Below are 21,879 nucleotides of genomic sequence, written 5' to 3' on the forward strand. Positions count from 1 at the left end.
CTTTACGCCCGCCCGATCAAATTTTTCATCCCTTCAGGTCCACGATCTCCGGCTTCAGGCCGTCTTGGGAGATGTCGATGCGGGCAAGGCTCAGCCCGTTGCCGTTTCTGGACTGGCTGGCCGATCCGGGGTTGAGGTACAGAACGGCGCCGGTGGATCTGATTTCGGCGCGGTGGGTGTGGCCGCTGACGACCACCTGGACGCCGGCGGCGACCGGGTCGAGATCGAGGACCAAGATGTCGTGAAGCACGTAGAAGGTGATGCCGGCCAAGGTCACCATGTTCACGGCCGGCAGTTTCTTGGCCAGGTAGCCGCCGTCGGTGTTGCCGCGCACGGCGGTGACGGGTGCGATCTGTTCGAGGGCGGTGATGACATCGGGGGCCCCCACGTCTCCGGCGTGGATGATGTGATCGACCCCGGCTAGCGCCTCCGCGGCCGGTCGGTTCAAGGATCCGTGCGTATCTGAAATAATCCCGATGATCATGCTACCGTCCTATCGGCCGCAACACTTTTTGTACTTCTTGCCGCTGCCGCACGGGCAGGGATCGTTGCGCCCCACCTTTTCGTTGGCCCGCCGGATGGGTTTCTTTTTGGGCGGACCGGACTCCCCTGCCCCGGAAAAGACCAGCTCCTGGTCCTGCTTTTTCTGCATCTCCTCTAGCGAGGCCGGTTCGGCCAACTGGATGCGGAACAGGATGCCGAGGGTCTCCTCCTTGATGCGCTCGATGAGCGCCTGGAACATGTCGAATCCCTCTTTCTTGTACACGAGCAGGGGATTTTGCTGGGCGTAGCCGCGCAGGCCGATGCCCTCCTTGAGATGATCCATGCTGAGCAAGTGATCTTTCCACAGGTTGTCCACGGTCTGCAGCATGACGATCCGTTCCAGGTGGCGCATGGCGTCCGTACCGAATTGGGTCTCGCGCGCCTGGTGGACCGCCACGGTCTGATCATAGATCTCCTGGGCCAGGCCCTCCTCGTTCAGTCCATCGAGGGTGTCGGCGTCGAATGGTTTGATGCGGTAGTTGAACTGTTTGAAGACCGCGTCGGAGATCCCCTGCCAGTCCCAATCTTCGGCCAGGGCCCGCTCGTCGGCGAATTGCGCGGCGATCTGATCGGCCCGTTCGCCGATCGTATCCAGGATGGTCTCCTTGATGTCGTTGCCCATGAGCAGTTCGCGGCGCTGACGATAGATAACCTCGCGCTGCTGGTTCATCACGTCGTCATATTCCAGCAGGTGCTTGCGGATATCGAAGTTGTGGGCCTCGACCTTGGTCTGGGCGTTTTCGATGGCACGGCTGATCAGGTTGTGCTCAATGGGTTCGCCGTCTTGCAGCCCAAGCCGCTCCATGATGCTGCCGATGCGCTGGCCGCCGAAGATGCGCAGCAAGTCGTCTTCCAGGGAGAGGTAAAACCTCGACGAGCCGGGATCGCCCTGGCGGCCGGAACGGCCGCGCAACTGGTTGTCGATGCGGCGGCTTTCGTGCCTTTCGGTGCCGAGGATGTGCAGGCCGCCCAGCTCGGTGACCCCTTCGCCCAGCTTGATGTCCGTGCCGCGGCCGGCCATGTTGGTGGAGATCGTCACGGCGGCCCTCTGGCCGGCCATGGAGATGATCTCGGCTTCGGCCTCATGGTTCTTGGCGTTGAGCACGGCGTGCTTGATGCCGCGCTTTTTGAGCTTCTCGGCAATCTGTTCGGAGACATCGATGGAGATGGTGCCCACCAGCACCGGCTGCCCCTTGGTGTGCAGGGCCTCGATCTCGTCGAGCACGGCTTCGTACTTCTCGCGGCGGGTCTTGTAGATTACGTCCGGATTGTCGATGCGGATCATGGGCATGTTGGTCGGCACGACATTGACTTCGAGATTGTATATCTTCTTGAATTCCGCGGCTTCGGTATCGGCCGTACCGGTCATGCCGGCCAGCTTGTCGTACATGCGGAAATAGTTCTGGAAGGTGATGGTGGCCAGGGTCTGGTTTTCGTTCTCGATCCGGACGCCCTCCTTGGCCTCCAGCGCCTGGTGCAGCCCCTCGCTGTAGCGCCGCCCGGGCATGAGCCGGCCGGTGAATTCATCGACGATGATCACCTGCCCTTCCTTGACGATGTAGTCTACGTCCCGTTTGAAAAGGGTGTGGGCCTTGAGGGCCTGGTTGACATGGTGCAGCGTCTCGATGTTGCGCGGGTCATACAGGTTTTCCACCTGCAGCAGCCGTTCGGCGGCGGCCACGCCCTCCTCGGTCAGGGCCACACTGCGCGCCTTTTCATCCTTGGTGTAGTGCTGCTCGGCCTTGAGGCTGGGGATGATGCCGTTGACCTGGTAGTACAGATGGGTCGACTTTTCGGCCGGACCGGAGATGATCAGCGGGGTCCGGGCCTCGTCGATGAGGATGCTGTCCACCTCGTCCACGATGGCATAGTGCAGGTCGCCCTGGACGATGGTGTCGATGTCGAACTTCATGTTGTCGCGCAGGTAGTCGAAGCCGAACTCGTTGTTGGTGCCGTAGGTGATATCGGCGCCGTAGGCTCTCTTGCGCTCCTGGTCGTCCATGCCGTGCACGATGGTGCCGACCTCGAGACCCAGGAAGGTATAGATCTGCCCCATCCATTCGGTGTCGCGGCGGGCCAAATAATCGTTTACGGTGATGATATGCACGCCTTTTCCGGTCAGGGCATTGAGATAGGCGGGCAAGGTGGCCACCAGGGTCTTGCCCTCGCCGGTTTTCATCTCGGCGATACGCCCCATATTCAGGATCATGCCGCCGATCAGCTGGCAGTCGAAGTGGCGCATCTTCAGGGTGCGCACCGATGCCTCGCGAACCGTGGCAAACGCCTCAGGAAGCAGGTCGTCGAGCGATGCACCGTTTTCCAGCGCCGTTTTTAATTTTGCGGTCTGGGCCTTGAGGTCCGCATCGCTCAGCCCCTGCATCCGCGCTTCGAGCTGGTTGATCTGGTCCACGAGGGGTTGCAGCCGCTTTATTTCACGCTCATTTTTGCTGCCGAAAAGGCTGGTGAGCAGTTTCAATACCATGGGATTGTAGGTCCTTCCTCTGTTTTGGAACCAGGCTTAAACAAAACAACGCCAACCTAAAATATTTTCCAGGCATACTCAAGGCAATTTTAGGAGATGAAAAACGGCGCTTGCGGACCTGTTTCGTTGCGATGGGGTTAGGTTGATAAACCCGTGAAAAGTCGCAGAGGCGTCATGCCGGCGAACGCCGGCATCCAGAGCATAATGAAAATACGGGATCCCGGCTTTCGCAAGGATGAAGGGAAACGCGAATTTCGGACTTTTTACCAGACTGTCAAGGTTGCGTTGTTTGGAAAGGGGTTGATGAGATCGGCCCGCGGTTCTGCCAGGTGAGTGCAGGGACGCGATTTTTGCCTCCATTGAGGCTGCCACCAGGTTCATGGCATTGGATTTTGACGGTTAATTGAGGATATATTTTTCTGGATTGACTGGAACACCGTTCAACCGCACCTCGTAATGCAGGTGGGGGCCGGTGCTGCGGCCGGTATTACCCATGAGTGCGATCTTGTCTCCCCGGCGGACCCGTTCGCCGCGCTTCTTCAAGGTTTTTTGGACATGAGCGTAGCGGGTGACCACGCCGTAGCCATGGTCGATGACCACCACCTGGCCCAGTGCGCCGTTTTCCCCTGAAAACGAGACCACACCATCGCCGGTGGCGACAATCGGGGTACCGTGCCGGTTGGCGATATCGATGCCCTTGTGAAATTCCCGCCGGCCGGTAAACGGGGATTGGCGGTAATCGAAGCGCGAGGTGATAAATCCCTGTGCGGGACGGATGGCAGGGGTATGCGCCATCATATTCTTTTGCTCTTCCAGATGATCGATCAGGCGCGTGAGTGTATTTTCCTTCTTTTCGGAGGCGCTGGCCAACTGTTTGACCTGGCGATGCATGTCCGTCACGAGGTGTTTTGGTGTCTCGTGCAATTCCATGCCTGGATTCAGATCTTCGGGAGCCGACCCCCCGACACCGAACAAACCATCCGTATCTCCCGGTTGTTTGATATCGGCCAGCAACCGTATCTGCTGCTCGAACTGATCGAGCACGACCATGCGCTCTTTTAAGGCGTTAATCTCCTCTGCGAACTTCACTATCTGGCGCCGCTGGTTGACCACTTCCTCGCTTTGATGGGCCAGCTGGCGTTCGAGCATTCCCTTTTCATGGATCTCGGACCGCATGGAAATATAAGCGATAGCACCATAAACCAGACTTGCCGCTGCCAGACAAACGATAAACATCAATGCATAAGCCTGCCTGTCCGAAAAGTGAACTTGTCTGATTTTGGAACCTGAACCCCCCAAGACAATGAAAGAGAGCTTATGTTTCATGATCAACCCTGTAATGATGGTGTCTGCTCTGTTTTTATTGGCGCTTGGAAAATCGGAATGCAATCTAACTATATGACATCAATGGAAAATATGACAATTAAGGCTTGAAAAATACCATGCGTCTGAGAATCTGTCAACCTTGGTCATGCTTGCGATCTGATTTTGTTAGGTTTTCTAATCGCGGGCGGGGTGTTGCCCGCCCGCGACAGGATTCGATAAACGGCTTGTGGTACAGGCCCGCGTGAACAGGCAGGATGGCGTGTCGGCGCCCGGTTCCACACGGATGTTGCAATCTACATCAAGCCCAGTTTGAACTTGAGCGACTTGAGGGTGTTGAGCATCAGCATGGTGATGGTCATGGGCCCTACCCCACCGGGCACGGGCGTGATGTAGCCGGCGATCTCCTTGGCGGCGTCGAAATCAACGTCACCACGCAGAATGGCCACCTTCTTGCCGGTCTTTTCGCTGATCTTTTCACCGACGCGGTTCACCCCGACGTCGATGACGCAGGCGCCCGGTTTGATCCACTCGGGTTTGACCAGGCCCGGAACGCCGGCCGCGACGATCAGGATGTCGGCGCGTTTGCAGTGTGCGGCCAGATCCTTGGTGCGGGTGTGCACGATGGTGACGGTGGCGTTGGCACCCGGTCCTTTTTGGACCATCATGTTGGCGATAGGTTTGCCCACGATGTTGGAACGTCCCACGACCACGACTTCGGCGCCGCTGGTCTCAACGCCGGCGCGTACGATCATCTCCTGGATGCCGAAGGGCGTGCAGGGCGGGAACTTGACTTCCTTGCCGCCGATCATCAGCCGGCCCACGTTGACCGGGTGGAAGCCGTCCACGTCCTTGTCCGGATCGATGGCGTTGAGCACCTTTTTCTCGTCGATGTGCTTGGGCAGGGGCAGCTGAACCAGGATGCCGTTGATTTTGTCATCCTTGTTGTACTTGTCGATCAGGGCGAGCAGCGCTTCCTCGGAGATGTCTGCGGGCTGGCTGTCCTGGATCTCCGTGAAACCGACCCGGTGAGCGGTTTGAATCTTCAGGGTGACATAGGAGATAGACGCCGGGTTTTCGCCCACGAGGATGGTGACCAGCCCGGGGACCACGCCGTGCTTTTCCTTGATCTGCTTCACTTCGGCCGTAATCTCTTCAAGGATTTGCTCCCTAATCTCTGTGCCCATGATAAGCTTTGCAGTCATTTGCTTCTCTCTCCTTTCAAAGTCGTAAATAGGGTTGTGTTATCGGATCTCCCCGATCTGTATGGATGAAAGTTGTTGCATCGGTGGCGGCTGGTTTTCGGTGAACGAGAGACGCCCCAAAAAGGCGGATGTCACCCCATATTGCATATCCGGTGTGATGTCAAGGAATCAGCGATGGGGCAAAAATTCGAAATAGAGACTATTCATTGAACCCGGCGTGGGTGGAGCAGGCGACCGATGCCACACGCCAAGCGGTCAAGTGGCCCTGGCCACCTGCCCCTCCCACGCCTACCATGCCCGTTCCCATGCGCTTTTTTTATCAAATGCCTTCTGTAATGCTTGCCGCTCAGGGTGAATCACATTCAGTTGGGTTTACTGCGGCCAGGCATCACAGCGGATAGGGGCACGGTCCGAGGCCTTCGGTTTCCGGCAGGCCCAGCATGATATTCATGTTCTGAACGGCCTGTCCCGCGGCGCCTTTGACCAGGTTGTCGATGGCGGACATGAGGATCAGCCGGCCGTTGCACCGGTCGATCTTGTAGCCGATATCGCAGAAATTGGTGCCTTTGACGTGCAGGGTATCGGCCGGGGTTTCGCCGCGCAGCCGAACAAACGGCCGCCCGGCATAAAAGGTGTGCAGGCACTCGGCGATCTGCTCGATGGTGACGCCACTACGCGGTTGGGTGTAGATCGTGGTCTCCATGCCGCGCGTCATGGGCACCAGGTGGGGCACGAAGTTGAGGTGCAACGGCCGGCCTGCGGCATCGCTCAAGATCGCTTCCATCTCGGGGGTGTGGCGGTGGCCGCCGACCTTGTACGCCTTGAAGGATTCGTTCACGTGGCAGAAGTGGGTGGTTGCGTTGGCGCCGCGGCCGGCGCCGCTGACGCCCGATTTGGCATCGGCGATGAGCAGGTCGGTATCGATCAGATCGGCCTTGACTATCGGCACGAGGGGGAGCAGCACGCTGGTGGGATAGCACCCCGGATTGCCGACCAGGTCGGCGCCGCGGATCTGATCGCCATAGACCTCGCAAAGACCGTAGACCGCCCGGTCGAGCAGTTCCCTGGCCGTGTGCGGCTGATAGTGGGCCTCGTATGCCTCGGCGCTTTTGAAGCGGAAATCGGCCGACAGATCCACCACCCGCAGCCCCTTGGCCAGGAGCTCGGGAACGATGGCCATGGGCAGTTTGTGCGGGAGGGCCGTGAAGACCACATCCACGGATTTGGCCAGCCGTTCGGCATCGTAGGCCTCGCACACCAGTTCAACCCACCCGGTCATGCTCGGGTAAATCTGATCGAAACGCTGGCCGGCATCGGTCCGGCAGGTCAAGGCGGTCAATGTAACTTTAGGGTGGCTCGCAAGAATGCGCACCAGCTCGGCCCCGGCATATCCCGAGGCACCGATGACACCGACTCTGATCATGATTAATTATCCTCCCAGATAGGCCTTCTTGACTTCCGGGTTCTCAAGCAAGGCCCGGGATTCGCCTTCCAAAACAATCCGTCCGTTTTCGATCACATAGCCGCGCTGGGCGAATTTGAGGGCCAGGCGCGCGTTCTGTTCGACCAGCAGGATGGTGGTGCCGGCGCGGTTGATCTCCTTGAGGGCATCGAACATGGAGAGCATCATCAGCGGCGCCAGCCCCATGGAGGGTTCGTCGAGCAGCATCATCTTCCGGCCGGTCATATAGGCCCTTCCCACGGCCAGCATCTGTTGTTCACCGCCGCTGAGGGTGGCGGAGAGTTGCGATTCGCGTTCGAGCAGCCTGGGAAAAATCTCGAATACGGTCTCCAGGTTCTCCTTGATCGATCCCCGGTCCCGGCGGGCGAAGGTGGCCAGTTGCAGGTTTTCCATGACGGTCAGGTTGCCGAACAGGCGGCGGCCTTCGGGCACATGGGAAATGCCCAGCTCACTGACCACCTTGTCCGGTTGATATTTGAGCAGGTCTTTGCCCTCAAAGACCATGTGCGACCCTTTTTCCGCATCCACCAGCCGGGATATGGCCCGCAAGGTCGTGCTTTTGCCCGCCCCGTTGGCGCCGATAATACAGACGATCTCACCCTGGGCGATGGAAAAGCCGAGCCCGTGCAGCGCCTTGATCTGGCCGTAGGATACATGCAAATTTTCCACTGTCAACTGCATCAGGCGACCTCTTCCTTGCCCAGATAGGCCTCGATGACATCCGGGTTGTTCTTGATCTCTTCGGGCGTCCCCTCGGCGATCACTTCGCCAAACACGAGGGTCTGGATGCGTTCGCAAAGCTCCATGACGAACTTGAGCCGGTGCTCGATGAGCAGAATGGCCACCTTGAACTCCTGGTGGATCTTGCGGATGATGCCGATCATCTGCACCAGTTCCTCGGGCGTCATGCCGGCCGTGGGTTCGTCCAGGAAAAGCACCTTGGGCTCGGTAGCCATGGCCCGGGCCATCTCCACCCGGCGCTGCACGCCGTAAGGCAGATTGGTGACGATCTGATCGGCAAACCGGGCCACATCGAAGGTTTCCAGCAGACGCATGGAATTGTCCTCCACGCGCTGCTCTTCGGCATACCTCAGCCGCGATCCGAAAAAGGCGCCGGCCAGGCCGTACTTGAGTTGGGCGTAGTGGGCCAGCCTGACATGCTCGAGCACGGTCATATGGCGCCACAGCAGCATGTTCTGAAAAGTGCGTCCCAGGCCACTGGCCGCGATCTGGTGCGGCCGCAGTCCCACGAGGCTGCGGCCTTCCAACTCGACCCGTCCCCCCGTGGGGGTATGAATGCCGGTGATCAGGTTGAAAATCGTGGTCTTGCCCGCGCCGTTGGGGCCGATCAAGCCCCGGATCTGGCCGGGCAAGAGGGTCAGGTTGTAGTCGTGAACCGCCCGCAGTCCTCCGAAGAAATGGGTCATCTCGATGACCTCGAGCAGCGGCGGATGGTTGTGTGCGGCGGCGTTCATCGTCTGGCCCCCAGGATGCGTTTGATGTCGAAATCACGGAAGGCCACCAGTCCCGTGGGCCTGAAAATCATCACCAGGATCAAGATCAGCGGAATGATGATCCATTTGTAAAGCTGCAGTGGTTTGAGGATCTCGCTGATCATGCTGATACTCACCGCACCGACGATGGAACCGACCACGGAATTGAGCCCGCCGAAGTAGACCATGGCCAGGATTTCGGCCAGCATCTGGATGCCGAAGCTTCCCGGCGTGACATGTCGCACCTCGTGGGCGTAGAAACCGCCGGCCACTCCGGCCCAGAAGGCGCCGAACATGAAGGCCACCATCTTGGTACGCCGGGTGTTGACTGTCATGGCGTCGGCCGCGATTTCATTGTCGCGCACGGCGTTGAGGGCCTTGCCCATGGTCGAGCGCACGAAATTATTGATGATCCATATGCATATGGCCATGCCGGCGAAAACGGCCGGCAGGGTCGACCAGTGGGGCTGACCGCCCATGCCGCGCGGACCGCCGATGGGCTCGATGTTCTCGATGGCGCTTTTCACGATGAACATGAAGGCCAGGGAGATGATCGCCAGGTAGTCGCCCCGGGTGCGAAACGATGGGATGGCCACCACCAGCGCACCCAGTGCTGCCGCCGCGCCGCCAATGACCAGGGCGATAGGAAAGAAGTACGGCCCCAGGCTCTCGGGCAGCAGGGCCGCACCGAACAGGCGGTCCTGCTTGAACAGCAAAAGAGTAAACACCGAACTGGCATAGGCGCCCAGCGCCATGAAGCCGGGGTGGGAGCAGGAAAACTCCCCCATATAGCCGTTGATCACGTTGATGCTCAGGGTGAGCATGACGGCGATCATGATCAGCTTGGCCACCTGCAGCCGATAGTCGCTGGCCTCGGTCCAGACGTGCAGCACTGCGTAAAGCAGGCCCAGGTGCACCAGGACCGACAACCAGATGGGGACACGCTCCAGAGCAACGGCCGCACGGTTGGTCCATCCGGCCGACAGCCGCGCCACCGCACCGATGGGCAGCACGTAGACCAGGAGAACGAACAGCAGCGCGGATGGGAAAAGCAGCGGTTGTTTCAGCACCAGGGTGGTGCCGAAGAGGGCCGGCACCTTGGGCAGATAGAGCATGACGGCCAGCGTGTCGCCGATGACGTATTCGATGATCACCGCGCACAAGACGCCGACCAGCCATCCGAGCGCAGGCACCGTGGCCAGCGAACGGCCGATGCGCGGCAATAATCCGGCGGTAGCATGTTCAGATGTTGCGGTTTGGGGTATTTGTGTTGCCATGAGATGCCTTGTCTTCCCCTGATCAGAGCCTCAATTGAGCGCTGTGGGCCTGTCCAAAAAACCCGTAGGGCCGGAAAGTTAAAATCAACAGGATGATGCTGTAGGCGATGAGGTCCCTGAAGGTCGAGGGAAAAACCATGGCGGTGAAGATCTCGATGAAACCCAGTAGAAACCCGGCCAGAGCCGCACCCAGAATCGACCCCCGGCCACCGAGGATCGCGGCCACGAAAGACTTCCAGCCGAGGAGAATGCCCATGAAGGGGTCGAGCACCGGGTAGGCCATGCCGTACAAGATTCCGCCGGCGGCGGCCAGGGCCGAGCCGATGGCAAAGGTCATGGGTGCGATGACATTGAGCGAGACCCCCATCAGCGGCACCACTTGAAAGTCATAGGACATGGCGCGCATGGCCATGCCCCAGCGGGTCTTGTGGATGAACTGGTGCAGGGCGATCATCAACAGCAGGGCCACGCCCACGATCAGGATCTTCTTGTTGGTCAAGAACACCCCGCCGACATCATAGGTGGCCGTCTCGATGATCGAGGGGAAGTTATACCGCTGGGTGCCGAGAATGGCCAGATTGCCATATTCGAGCATGATGCCGATCATCAGGCCCGTGATGGCCGCCGAGGCCCGCGGCGCCTCGCGCAGGGGACGATAACCCACGCGCTCGACCACCACGCCCAAAATCGATGTGAGAAACATGGCGATAATGATGGTGAGCACCAGCAGCAGCCACCCGGGCATGGACCAGCTCAGGGCGGTGGCCAGGGCCACAAGGGCCGTGGCCACGCCGAAACCGATATAGGTCCCGGTCATGAAGATATCGCCATGGGTGAAGTTGAACAGCATCAGGATGCTGTACACCATGGAGTAGCCCAGAGCGATCAGGGCATAGAAGCTGCCCCACTGCAGCGCATTGATCACATTTTGAAGAAAGAAAGCCATTGGCGCTCCCGGTTCCACCTCCCTGTAACAGTCCTGGACGTGATTTCGGGCGGGGGCAAACCCCGCCCCTACACATCCGCAGGAAAATACACAGGCCTTTTTTGACTTCCGGCCTTGAAGGGGCGGGGTTTATCCCCGCCCCAATGTTCCCAACAAACAATCGGGCTGAAACCCGTCAGCCTGTTCTACCCCCGAAGGCCGCCGCCGATCCGCCAAATCGAATAGACAGCATACCTTCAATTTAAACTTCAAACTTTACACTTTAAACTTCTATCTTTAACTTTCGGGCGCAGCCCGAACTACGGACACACCTGCTTGTAGAACTCGTATTCGCCCTGATCGCTGATGCGCACGATCACCGCGCATTTGATCGGGTCGCCCTCTTCGGTGAAGGTCATGTTGCCGGTGATGCCCGCAAAGTCCTTGATCTTGGCGAGTTGGTCGCGCACGGCGATGCGATCCTTCTTGACGTCGCCGGTCAATCCGCCGGTGTTCTCGATGGCCTGCTGGGCCAGTCGGATGGCATCCCATGTCAGGGCCGCTACATCGTCGGGCACGTAGCCATGCTTCTGCTGATACCGGTCGATGAATTCCTTGGTCGCGCCCTGGGCGCCTGCAGCCGCGTAATGGGTGCTGAAGAAGAGGCCGTAGCAATCTTCTCCGCACAGGCTGACGGTCTCGGCCGAGCCCCAGCTGTCGGAGCCGATGATCGGGTTGTTGAAACCGAGTTCATGAGCCTGCTTCACGATCAAGGCCACTTCGTTGTAGTACTGCGGGGTGAAGAGAAACTCGGCGCCGCTGTCCTTGATCTTGGTCAGCTGGGAGCTGAAGTCGGTGTCCTTGGTGGTAAAACTCTCGTAGGCCACCACTGAATCGGGGCCATTGATCTCTTCCCACGCCTTTTTGAAGAACTCGGCCAGCCCCTTGGGATAATCACTGGCCACGTCGTACAATACCGCCGCCCTGGTGAACCCGAACTCTTCCTTGACGAACTTGGCCGCAACCGGCCCCTGGAACGGATCGAGGAAACAGGCGCGGAACACGAAGGGACGATCCTTGGTGGTATCGGGGTTGGTGGACCAGGGGCTGATCATAGGCGTCTGGTAGTCGTTGGCCACGCCGCCGGCCGGGACCGCCTGCTTGGAGGATTGCGGGCCGATGATCACCATCACGCCGTCTTCGGTGATCATTTTGGTGTTGGCCTTGACCGCGGATTCGGCCTTGGACTCGTTGTCCTCGATGACCAGGGCCACCGGGTACTTCTTATCGCCCACCTGAAGGCCTCCGGCCTTTTCGATGTCTTCGAGCCACATCTGGGCCGCGAACTTACTGCCCTCGCCCACCTTGGGAATGTCGCCGGTGATGGGGGCGTTGATGCCGATTTTGATGATGGTTTCGCGCTTCTTGCCGCAGGAGATGAAAACCATCACGAGCATGACCGAAAAAACCAGAACCAGGACCGTCGATAATTTACGCATAACCTCCTCCTTCTCTTTGCATCTACGGTGAGATGAACGACATTTCCCGGATGGGTGGCTGATGGCAGGGAAATGATTCGGGGACTGATAGCATAGGGCGGACGGTGGTTTCAATGTTTAAAGTCACAGTACCTTGACCCACAGCATATTGGTCGTTCCCGTCTCCCAGATCGGACGGCCGGCCGTGATCACCAGCTTGTCGCCCTTATGCAGGTAACCCTTTTCCAGGGCGGCCGTGGCGGCCTGCTCGACCATGGCGTCGGTATCCTCGATGTTATCGAGAAATGCGGGAATACAGCCCCAGAAGAGGGCCAGTCGACGCACGGCGTTCGCGTCCGGAGAGAGGGCCACGATGGGTTGCGCGGGCCGATAGCGGGCGATCTGGGCTGCCGTTGAACCGCTGCGGGTGGTGGCGGCGATGGCGGCCGCATTGAGATTTTTAGCCAGGGTGCAGGCGGCCAGGGCCACCGATCCGGCGATGTCGATCTTGGAGGGCGTCGTTCGCAGGTAATAGGAGTGCGGGTAGTTCTGTTCGGCGCTGTGTGCGATCAATGCCATGTAACGCACGGCCTCGACCGGGTGCTGTCCGCTGGCCGTCTCCTCGGAGAGCATCACGGCATCGGCGCCGTCCAGGACGCCGTTCGCCACGTCGGCCGCTTCGGCCCGGGTGGGACGCGGGGCGTCGACCATCGAGCGCAGCATCTGGGTGGCGATGATCACCGGCTTTCCCAGATTGTTGGCCTTGCGCACCAGCTGCTTCTGGATCGTGGGGACGTTTTCCAGAGGAATTTCGACGCCAAGGTCGCCGCGGGCCACCATGATGCCGTCGGCAGCGGCCAGTATGGCGTCGGCATTGGTGACGGCTTCGTGCTTTTCGATCTTGGCGATCACCGGGGTCTGTTTGTTGTGCTGGTGGATGATCCTTTTGATGGCATGCACGTCCCCGGCAGTACGCACGAATGAAAGGGCCACGAAATCCACGTCGTTCTCAAGCCCGAAGATAAGGTCCCTGCGGTCCTTTTCCGTCATGGCGGGGATGGAAAGCGTGCTGGTGGGCAGGTTGATCCCTTTGTGGGATGTCAGCAGCCCGCCGGTGATCACCCGGCACAGGATCTCCGAGGTCGATGTGCGTTCCACGCTCAGTTCCATGAGGCCGTCGGCCAACAAAATCCTGTCGCCGACCTTCACCTGCGACGGCAGATCCCCATAGCTCACGGGCACATGCAGCGGCTGCTGCGGCGCCTTGTCGTTGGTCAGGGTGATGATTTGGCCGGGGGCGAGCGGGATGCCGGCCTCGGGCAGTTCGCCCACACGGATTTTGGGCCCGCACAAATCCTGCAGGATCGCGATGGGACGTCCGGCCTTGACCGATGCCGCACGCAGATCACGGATGATCCGCCCGTGATCCTCATGGGTGCCATGGGAGAAATTGAGGCGCGCCACGCTCATGCCTCTTTCCATGAGCGCCTCCAGAATCTGCGGCGAACGGCTCGCCGGCCCGATGGTACAAACGATTTTGGTCTTAGGTAGGGTCATGCGGTCAGGTTCCTCCTGTTCGGTGGCAAACCGCCATCACCAGGTGCTTGACGACCAGGACCGGGTCCTGGCTCGAGGATTTGAGACGGATGTCGGCCTCGCCCAGTTGTGCCAAAACGGCGATCAATTCTTCCTGGGTGAAATTTTCGGATTTGAGCAGCGTTTGGAAGACAGGATACGCGCTACCGATGCCGGATGCAAGGGCCAGTTCGGCCGAGGGCTTTTTGGCCCCCTTGCCGCCGCCCTGCCGCAGGTCTTTGGATTCAGCCGGTTCCCACTGGGACCTTTCCGATGCGATGTGGGCATCGTACTGCTGGATGGCCGGAAAGACGCTGTTTTGGAATTGCGGGAAAGACATACTTTTTTGCCAGTCGCGGCCGTAGGTACTTCGAACAAAATCCTTGGCGATCAAGAGCCGGCGCATCTGGTTGGCCAGGGCCGACACTACCTGAAGCGGGTGGAATTCGTTGGCCAGCAGGGTATTGAGATAAAAAAGGGCGGATTGGAGATTGCGTTCGGCCACAGCATTGGTCAATTCAAAGATCGGATCGCTTTTAGAGCGATTCAGGATACTGTCGATATCCTCCCGCGTGATTTCCGGTCGCGGGCCGCTGTAATCGATCAGTTTTTCGATATTGTTCCGAAAGGTGGCCGGATCGAATCCTGTTAGTCGGACCACCTGGGCCAACAGGCCGGGATTCATTTCTTTGCCGGCGCCGCGAAGAGCGCGATCCGCAATCTCCCTGAGCACGGTCTCCTGGGCCGCCTTATCGGCTTTGCGCTCACCCAGCGGGACGTGGCAGTCGACGACGAGACCCCGGCCCTCGACACATTTGTAGAATTTACGGTTTTTGGGTACCTTCGTGCCGGCGGTGATCATCAAGTAATGGTTGGGTGGAAATCCTTTCTCGATGGCGTCGACAAGGTTTTGAACATCGTCGGATGCTTTTGAAAGGGACCATCCCTGCGCCTGCATGTGATCGATCAACCGGCGCAGGCCTCCCTCGCCCAAGGCTTCCTGAAAGGGCTCCAGCTCCGCCGGCAGTTGACGATAGCCGGCGCCGGCCGGATCGAACCCCACTTCCACACAGAGGCTGAATAACAGTTTCGCCGCCTGTGGGATGTTGTCGCCCTCGTAAGCCTGCTGCGTCTGATCGAATATGCGTTGATGGCGGCCGGCGGTGTCGAAAAGCCTGGCCTCCTTGAACCAGTACACCTTCGGACCCGCCACCAGGGCATAGGTGTTGAGGCGTTCGATCAAATCGGGGATATTTTCGGAGAGGCCATCGATGACATCGCAGCACAGATCCCGGGCGCCGGGATCTGTGCCCAGCAGATGGTCGAGCAGTGCGGCCGCGGACTGGGCAACCAGTTCAGGTTCGCCATGAATCAGGCAAACCCGCGGCGTTTTGGACACGGCCGTCTTTTGCAGATAGGCGCCGATCTGGTTGTAGGCGATTTCGGTCATGGCGTAGTGCGAACGCCGTTCATAGCGGCACTTTTTTGGTAACCAGATGGAGCAGGAAAATGATCACGCCAACGGTCACGGCACTGTCGGCCATGTTGAATGTGGGCCAGTGCAGATAGCCCACATACACGTCGAGGAAGTCGACCACTTCACCGAACCGCAGGCGGTCGATGAGATTTCCGATGGCGCCGCCGAAGATCAGGGCCAGCGCAAATCCGAAAAAGGGCCGCGAGCGGGGAGTCTGATGGTACAAATAGAGAATCATGCCCAGGGCGAACACCGCGGCCAGCAGGAACAGCCAATGCCGCAGGGGTGAGTCGTTCTGGGCCAGGAAACCGAATGCGCCGCCGGGGTTTCGCACGTGGGTGAGGCTGAAAAAACCGGGGATGACGGCGACCGAATTGTGCAACGGCAGGTAGCGCAGCACCAGCATCTTGGTGAGTTGATCCAGGATGACCACGCCCGATGCGAAAAGGGTGAACCACAGGTATTTCGAGAACACCTGTCTGCCAACGCCTGCCGGTACGGAGTCGGCCATCATGAGGCCTTTCCCATGGCCTTCAGGTGGCCGTAACAGCGTTCACAGATGCCCGGGTGATCGGCGCTGCCCCCCACGGACGGATCGTGTACCCAGCAGCGTTCGCACTTCTGGGCGGCCGCCGCGGTCACCCTTACGGTGACGCCCGGTGTCTCAGGATTGCGATAGCCGTCCTCGAACTCGCCGAGCTGCATGTCGGCCTTGGAGACGATCAGGATTGAACGCAGCTCTTCCTGGTAGGGAAGCAGCTGTTCGTAGAGCCCTTGGCTCAGTCCCAGCGTCACTTCCGCAGCCAGGGAGTGACCGATGCGTTTGTCGGCGCGCGCCTCTTCCAGGGCCTTGGTCACCTCGGCGCGCACCGATTTGATGGCCTGCCACTGTTCGGCCAGCCGTTCGTCGCGCAGCCCGTCGTCGGCCTGGGGCATATCGGTCAGATGGATGCTTGCGGCGCGCCGGGCCGCGCCGGGCAGGTATCGCCAGATCTCCTCGGCCGTGAAGACCATGATCGGGGCCATGAGCCGCGCCAGGTTGTCGGCGATCCGGTACAGCGCCGTCTGGGCGCTGCGGCGTTCGGGCGATTCGGGCGGCGAGGTGTAGAGCCGGTCCTTGAGAATATCGAGGTAGAAGGCCGACAGGTCCAGCGTGCAGTAGTTGTAGAGGCTGTGGTAGATCACGTGGAATTCAAAGGCATCGTAGGCCTTGCGGCAACGGCCGATGAGGGTCTGCAGGCTGTGCAGCGCATAGCGGTCGATGGGCAGCATCTGTTCGGTCGGCACGCCGTGCGCGGCCGGATCGAAATCGTTCAGGTTGCCCAGCAGGAATCGGCTCGTATTGCGGATGCGGCGATAAGCGTCGGTCAATTGCTTGAGGATCTTGTCGGAGATACGGATGTCGTCCCGGTAATCCGAAGCCGATACCCACAGGCGCAGGATTTCGGCGCCGTATTTGTCGATCACCTCCTTGGGCGCCACCACGTTGCCCAGGGATTTGGACTGCTTCTTGCCCTCGGCGTCGACCACGAAACCGTGGGTGAGCACGGCCTTGTAAGGGGCCTGGTTCCGCGTGCCGATGGCGGTGAGCAGCGAGCTGTGAAACCAGCCGCGGTGCTGGTCCGAGCCTTCCAGGTAGAGATCGGCCGGCCAGCGAAGGTTCTCGCGCGCCTCGAGCACGGCCACATGGCTCACGCCGGAATCGAACCACACGTCCAGGATATCGGTCTCCCGCTCGAAGCTGTCGCCGCCGCACTGGCTGCAGGTGGTGCCGGGGGGCAGCAATCCATCGGCTTCGGGCCCGAACCAGGCATCGGCGCCGTGGACCGCGAAGAGGTCGTGGATCTTCTCCATCAGGTCCGTTGTCATATGGGTGGCGCCGCAACGCGTGCAGTAGTATACCGTGATGGGCACACCCCAGGCACGCTGGCGCGACACGCACCAGTCCGGCCGGTTCTCGATCATGCCGTAGATGCGCTCCCGGCCCCAGTGGGGAATCCATTTGACCTGATCGATGGCCTTCAGGGCCGCCTTGCGCAGTCCGGTCTTGTCCATGGAGATGAACCATTGAGGGGTGGCCCGGAAGATCACCGGCCGCTTGCAGCGCCAGCAGTGGGGATAGGAGTGGGTGATGTGCTCCTTGGCCAGCAATGTCCCGTTTTCCTGGAGCGCGGCGGTGATCGTCTCGTTGGCTTTGAAAACGAATTGACCGGCAAAGAGGCCGACCTCGTCGGTGAAAAGCCCCCGGTCGTCGACCGGCGAGTAGGCATCCAGGTCGTACTTCAATCCCACTTCGTAGTCTTCGCGGCCGTGACCCGGTGCGGTGTGCACGCAGCCGGTGCCGGTATCCAGGGTGACATGGTCGCCGAGGACGATGATCGATTCGCGGTCGTAGAGGGGATGCCGGCAGCGCTTTTTCTCCAGGAAGGCCGGCGCCAAATCGCCGAGGACCCGGTAATCGGAAATGCCGAAGGCGGCCATGCAGGCCGCGATGCGCTCCCGTGCGAGGATCAGGACCTCGCCGCCATCGATCTCCACTGCGGCGTAATCGAACTCGGGATGCAGGGCGATGGCCAGGTTGGCCGGCAGGGTCCAGGGCGTGGTGGTCCAGATCACCACCGAAACCTTCCGTCCGGCCAGGCCCGGCAGCTGCGCCGACAGGTCGTCGAGCAGTTCGAATTTCACGTAGATCGATGGCGAGGTCTCGTCCTTGTACTCGATTTCGGCTTCGGCCAGGGCGGTCTGGCAGCTGCAGCACCAGTAGATCGGCTTCTTGCTGCGGAACAGGCCGCCGTTCAATGCGAATTTGCAGCACTCCTTCGCAATGACCGCCTCATAGGGGTAGTTCATGGTCAGATAAGGGTCTTCCCAATCGCCCTGTACGCCGAGGCGCTTGAACTCGCTGCGCTGGATGTCGATAAATTTTTCCGCATAGGCGCGGCAGTGGCGCCGAATCTCGGCCTGGCTCATCTCCTGTTTACGTGGCCCCAGCTCTTTTTCCACGTTGTGCTCGATGGGCAGGCCGTGGCAATCCCAGCCGGGTACGTATACGGCGTCAAAGCCGAACATCTGGCGGGATCGGACGATGAAATCCTTAAGGATCTTGTTCAGGGCGGTGCCGATGTGAATGTGGCCGTTGGCGTATGGCGGGCCATCGTGGAGGATAAACGGCGGCCGGCCGGTCGAAGCGCTACGTGTCACGGTGTAGAGCTTTTGGGTTTCCCATTGCTTGAGTTGCTCCGGTTCGCGCTGCGAAAGATTCGCCTTCATGGGAAACGCGGTGTCCGGTAAATTGAGGGTCTGCTTGTAGTCCATTGCATCCTCCAAGGTGCGTACGTGATAATAAACTGGCATTTTTAATGTCAATCAATGCCCATGTCAAGGAATGAGATTGTCGGGAAAGGCTGGCGCGCCGGCCGGTGCGGACGGACATTTAGTGAGGGATGGGACTGGAGGATACAATGGGCGGGGATAAACCCCGCCCCTACGAGGCCGCGTCAATTGGCAACCGCATCGCAAAATGGCCCCCAATTGTGCAGGGGCGGGCTTTACGCCCGCCCGGGAGTTGGGTTTCGACAAAAGCGGTGACATCCGAGGCTTTTGAAACCAGGGTGGCGGATGGTCGACCATCCGCCACCCAGGATTTCCAGTTAGAGCCCTCCTCGCTACCGCCAAATGCCCGCGAATACCAGGAGCCGGGCCGATTGCTGGTTTCCGGCGGCGTCGTAGGCCGTCACGGTGATGGTGTTGAACCAGCGGCTCAGCTTGATCTCGGGGATTTCCCAGGCCGTTGTCCCAATGGCCTGGCCGCTGCCGCCGCGGTCATTTTGCCACACCACGCGCACGACCTGTTGGTTGTCGGACGCCAGACCTTTCAAGGCGATCTTGGAGGTCCTTATCATATAAAAAGACGCATCGGGAGATGTGATGTCGACTTCCGGAGCGGTCGTATCGATGACCGGCGCCGCCGCGTGAACCAGGACGCGGGAGCGATCCACGCTTTGCAGACCGCCGCTGTCCTTCACCGTCAACTCGAACTCAAGGGAGGTGTCCATGGTAACCAACGGGGCCATGAAGCGGGTAACGGCCGAAGTCGTGTTGTCCAGGGTCACCGAGGTGCCGGAGACTTGGCGCCACCGATAGGTGCCGATGCCATCGTCGCCGTCCCAGGAGGCCGATCCGTCGATGGTCACCACATTTCCGGCTGCCGCTTCCTGGTCTTCACCGGCATCGGCCACCGGCGGCACGTTTTGCCAGGTCACGTTGACGATGCAATCGTCCTCACGCTGCAATCCACTGTAATCGACGACGGTCAGTTGGAAAGTCAACGACGCACCCTCCGGACCGACATCCGGCGCCTGGAAGGTGGGCCGGGCGGCCTGGGCGTCGGAAAAGGCGACGGCCGGTCCGCTGATCTGATGCCAACGATAGGCGCTGATACCGTCATCCGGATCGCTCGAAGCAGTGCCGTCCAAATGTACCGTCACGCCTTCGCTCACCGTCTGGTCTGGTCCGGCATCGGCCGTGGGGGCGATGTTTTCCCAGGAGATGTTGACCATACAAGTGTCGTCATGCTGCAGCCCCCCCTGATCGGTCACGGTCAATTGAAAGGTCAGCGTTGCCCCTTCGGGCCCGACATTAGGAGCGACGAACATGGGTTGAACTGCCGTTGCATCGGACAGGACCACCGGCAGACCCTTGGTCTGGCGCCATTGGTAGGCGGCGATGCCGTCATCCGGATCGCTGGAGTTGGAACCGTCCAGGTAGACCTCCTGCCCTTCAACCACTTGCTGATCCGGGCCGGCGTCGGCCGCCGGTTGGGTGTTGTTCCACCCCACGGTGACGATGCAGCGGTCGGTATCCTGCAGCCCGCCGCCGTCGGTCACGGTCAGTTCGAACAGGAGCGAAATGCCTTGCAGATCCACATCCGGGGCCGTGAAGGCGGGCCGCACCGCCGTGCTATCGGATAATGCCACCACCGGTCCTTGGATCTGGCGCCATTGGTAAAGGGAGATGCCGTTATCCGGGTCGACCGAGTTGCTGCCGTCGAGCACCACCACCTGGCCTTCGGTGACGGTTTGATCGGCACCGGCCTGCGCTGTCGGCGCTTCGTTGACCCAGGAGACGTTGACGATGCAACTGTCAGCGGCCACGGCGCCGCTGTGATCGGTAACGGTGAGTTCGAAAACCAGGGCCTGGCCTTCGACGTCGACATCGGGTGCGATGAAGGATGTCTCGGCTGCCGTGGGATCGCTCAATGCCACCGGGGTGCCCTGGGTCTGTTGCCAGGCAAAGGTGGCGATGCCATCGTCCAGGTCTACGCAGTTGCGCCCGCTCAAGGTCACTTCCATGGCCTCCTCCACGGTCTGATCCGGTCCGGCATCGGCCGTGGGCGGTTGATTGGATTGCACGAACGTCACGCCGATCGCATGGTTGCCCGACACCGTGCTGAAGGTATAACTCTCCACGGCTCCCACGTCCCGGCCGTCGACCATGACCGCCTCGACGTCATATCCGTTGTCGGCACGGATGGTGAACGCCTGACTGGCACCGCTGTTGACGGTCACCTGCCCGGTCGGTTCGATCGATCCCCCCTGGCCGGCCGAGGCCGAAATCGTATAGGTGTTGACTGCGAAAGTCGCTGCGATGGTGTGGTTGCTGCTGACCGTACGGAAAGTATAGCTGGTCACCGCGCCCACCGACACCCCGTCCACCGTCACGTTGCTCACGCGATAGCCGCTGGCCGGCGAAATCGAGTAGGTCTGATTGCCGCCATAAACCACGCTCGTAGTGCCGGACGGGCTGATCGTGCCGTTGGATCCGCACGAAGATGCGACCGTATAAGTATTGGCCGCAAACGTCGCGCTGATGGTGTGACCGGCGCTGACCGAACTGAACGTGTAGCTGGTCACCGCGCCCACCGACACCCCGTCCACCGTCACGTTGCTCACGCGATAGCCGCTGGCCGGCGAAATCGAGTAGGTCTGATTGCCGCCATAAACCACGCTCGTATTGCCGGACGGGCTGATCGTGCCGTTGGATCCGCACGAGGATGCGATCGTGTAAGTATTGGCCGCAAAGGTCGCGCTGATGGTGTGACCGGCGCTGACCGAACTGAACGTGTAGCTGGTCACCGCACCCACCGACACTCCGTCAATGAGGACATCGGCAACGTGGAAACCCGCCAAGGCGGTGATTGCGTAGACCTGGCTTTCGCCGGCGTTCACCGTCGTTACACCGGCCGGCGAAATCTGGCCGTAAGCGCCGGCGGACGCCGTTATGGTGTAAGTCGGTGGCGCAGGCGGCTCGGACCGGAAGGAGGCTTCATTGGAGTCGCCGCTTTCATTCGTCCCGACGTAAGCCCGCACCACGTAATAGTAAGTGGTGTCGTCAACAAGATTGTCCAGGCTGGCACTTGTCGTAGCGCCGCTCCAGGCCGGCGTCGCGTAGTCATATGTACCGCCTTCGGTGCGCTGGTAAAGTCTGTATCCGTCCGGGGCGGGGTCGTTGGCGTCCCAGGCCAGGGTGACCTGGGCGGCCTGAGCCGTTGCAAACAAGGTAAAGACAATTCCGATGGCCAAGACCCAGGCGAACGATCTCCTGGCGGCCATCCCCAATGGTGCTGACATAGTGCTACCT

General features: G+C 60.2%; 15 protein-coding genes. All 15 read right to left on the reverse strand.

What is annotated here, in order from left to right; genetic code table 11:
• Window positions 1-25: 25 nt before the first annotated feature.
• Window positions 26-484 (reverse strand): metallophosphoesterase family protein, encoded by a 459-nt coding sequence (locus tag DFT_RS13675; RefSeq protein WP_054031723.1) that lies wholly within the window; start codon window positions 482-484, stop codon window positions 26-28.
• A gap of 9 nt (window positions 485-493) precedes the next feature.
• Entirely contained in the window at window positions 494-3,025 is a 2,532-nt protein-coding gene (gene secA, locus DFT_RS13680; RefSeq protein WP_054031724.1) for a preprotein translocase subunit SecA, read from the reverse strand.
• 399 nt (window positions 3,026-3,424) lie between these two features.
• Window positions 3,425-4,174, reverse strand: coding sequence for a M23 family metallopeptidase (locus tag DFT_RS13685; RefSeq protein WP_161807160.1), 750 nt, complete (start codon window positions 4,172-4,174; stop codon window positions 3,425-3,427).
• A gap of 470 nt (window positions 4,175-4,644) precedes the next feature.
• Window positions 4,645-5,553: a bifunctional methylenetetrahydrofolate dehydrogenase/methenyltetrahydrofolate cyclohydrolase FolD gene (gene folD, locus DFT_RS13690; RefSeq protein ID WP_054031726.1), complete on the reverse strand. Its 909-nt coding sequence runs from the start codon at window positions 5,551-5,553 to the stop codon at window positions 4,645-4,647.
• 388 nt (window positions 5,554-5,941) lie between these two features.
• Window positions 5,942-6,976, reverse strand: coding sequence for an N-acetyl-gamma-glutamyl-phosphate reductase (argC, locus tag DFT_RS13695; RefSeq protein ID WP_054031727.1), 1,035 nt, complete (start codon window positions 6,974-6,976; stop codon window positions 5,942-5,944).
• A 6-nt stretch (window positions 6,977-6,982) separates the two neighbouring features.
• Window positions 6,983-7,696 carry an ABC transporter ATP-binding protein gene (locus DFT_RS13700; protein WP_054031728.1) on the reverse strand — a complete coding sequence of 238 codons (714 nt, stop codon included), beginning with the start codon at window positions 7,694-7,696 and terminating at the stop codon, window positions 6,983-6,985.
• The gene (locus DFT_RS13705) at window positions 7,696-8,490 is read right to left on the reverse strand and encodes an ABC transporter ATP-binding protein (RefSeq protein WP_054031729.1); all 795 of its coding nucleotides are present in this window, start codon (window positions 8,488-8,490) and stop codon (window positions 7,696-7,698) included. The genes DFT_RS13700 and DFT_RS13705 overlap by 1 nt, the downstream gene beginning before the upstream one ends.
• Window positions 8,487-9,785 carry a branched-chain amino acid ABC transporter permease gene (locus DFT_RS13710; protein WP_054031730.1) on the reverse strand — a complete coding sequence of 433 codons (1,299 nt, stop codon included), beginning with the start codon at window positions 9,783-9,785 and terminating at the stop codon, window positions 8,487-8,489. The genes DFT_RS13705 and DFT_RS13710 overlap by 4 nt, the downstream gene beginning before the upstream one ends.
• Window positions 9,786-9,807: 22 nt before the next feature.
• Window positions 9,808-10,731, reverse strand: coding sequence for a branched-chain amino acid ABC transporter permease (locus DFT_RS13715; RefSeq protein ID WP_054031731.1), 924 nt, complete (start codon window positions 10,729-10,731; stop codon window positions 9,808-9,810).
• A gap of 299 nt (window positions 10,732-11,030) precedes the next feature.
• The gene (locus DFT_RS13720; protein ID WP_054031732.1) at window positions 11,031-12,209 is read right to left on the reverse strand and encodes an ABC transporter substrate-binding protein; all 1,179 of its coding nucleotides are present in this window, start codon (window positions 12,207-12,209) and stop codon (window positions 11,031-11,033) included.
• A 123-nt stretch (window positions 12,210-12,332) separates the two neighbouring features.
• Complete coding sequence (pyk, locus tag DFT_RS13725) at window positions 12,333-13,745, reverse strand: pyruvate kinase (protein ID WP_054031733.1); 1,413 nt, start codon at window positions 13,743-13,745, stop codon at window positions 12,333-12,335.
• Window positions 13,746-13,749: 4 nt separating this feature from the next.
• Window positions 13,750-15,213, reverse strand: coding sequence for a DNA polymerase III subunit delta (gene holA, locus DFT_RS13730; protein ID WP_054031734.1), 1,464 nt, complete (start codon window positions 15,211-15,213; stop codon window positions 13,750-13,752).
• 19 nt (window positions 15,214-15,232) lie between these two features.
• Window positions 15,233-15,754, reverse strand: coding sequence for a signal peptidase II (gene lspA, locus DFT_RS13735; RefSeq protein WP_235506232.1), 522 nt, complete (start codon window positions 15,752-15,754; stop codon window positions 15,233-15,235).
• Window positions 15,751-18,555, reverse strand: coding sequence for an isoleucine--tRNA ligase (gene ileS, locus DFT_RS13740; RefSeq protein ID WP_054031735.1), 2,805 nt, complete (start codon window positions 18,553-18,555; stop codon window positions 15,751-15,753). The genes lspA and ileS overlap by 4 nt, the downstream gene beginning before the upstream one ends.
• A gap of 350 nt (window positions 18,556-18,905) precedes the next feature.
• Entirely contained in the window at window positions 18,906-21,869 is a 2,964-nt protein-coding gene (locus DFT_RS13745; protein WP_152971987.1) for a PKD domain-containing protein, read from the reverse strand.
• Window positions 21,870-21,879: the final 10 nt, after the last annotated feature.

It is taken from the genome of Desulfatitalea tepidiphila, assembly GCF_001293685.1.
GTDB lineage: Bacteria > Desulfobacterota > Desulfobacteria > Desulfobacterales > Desulfosarcinaceae > Desulfatitalea > Desulfatitalea tepidiphila.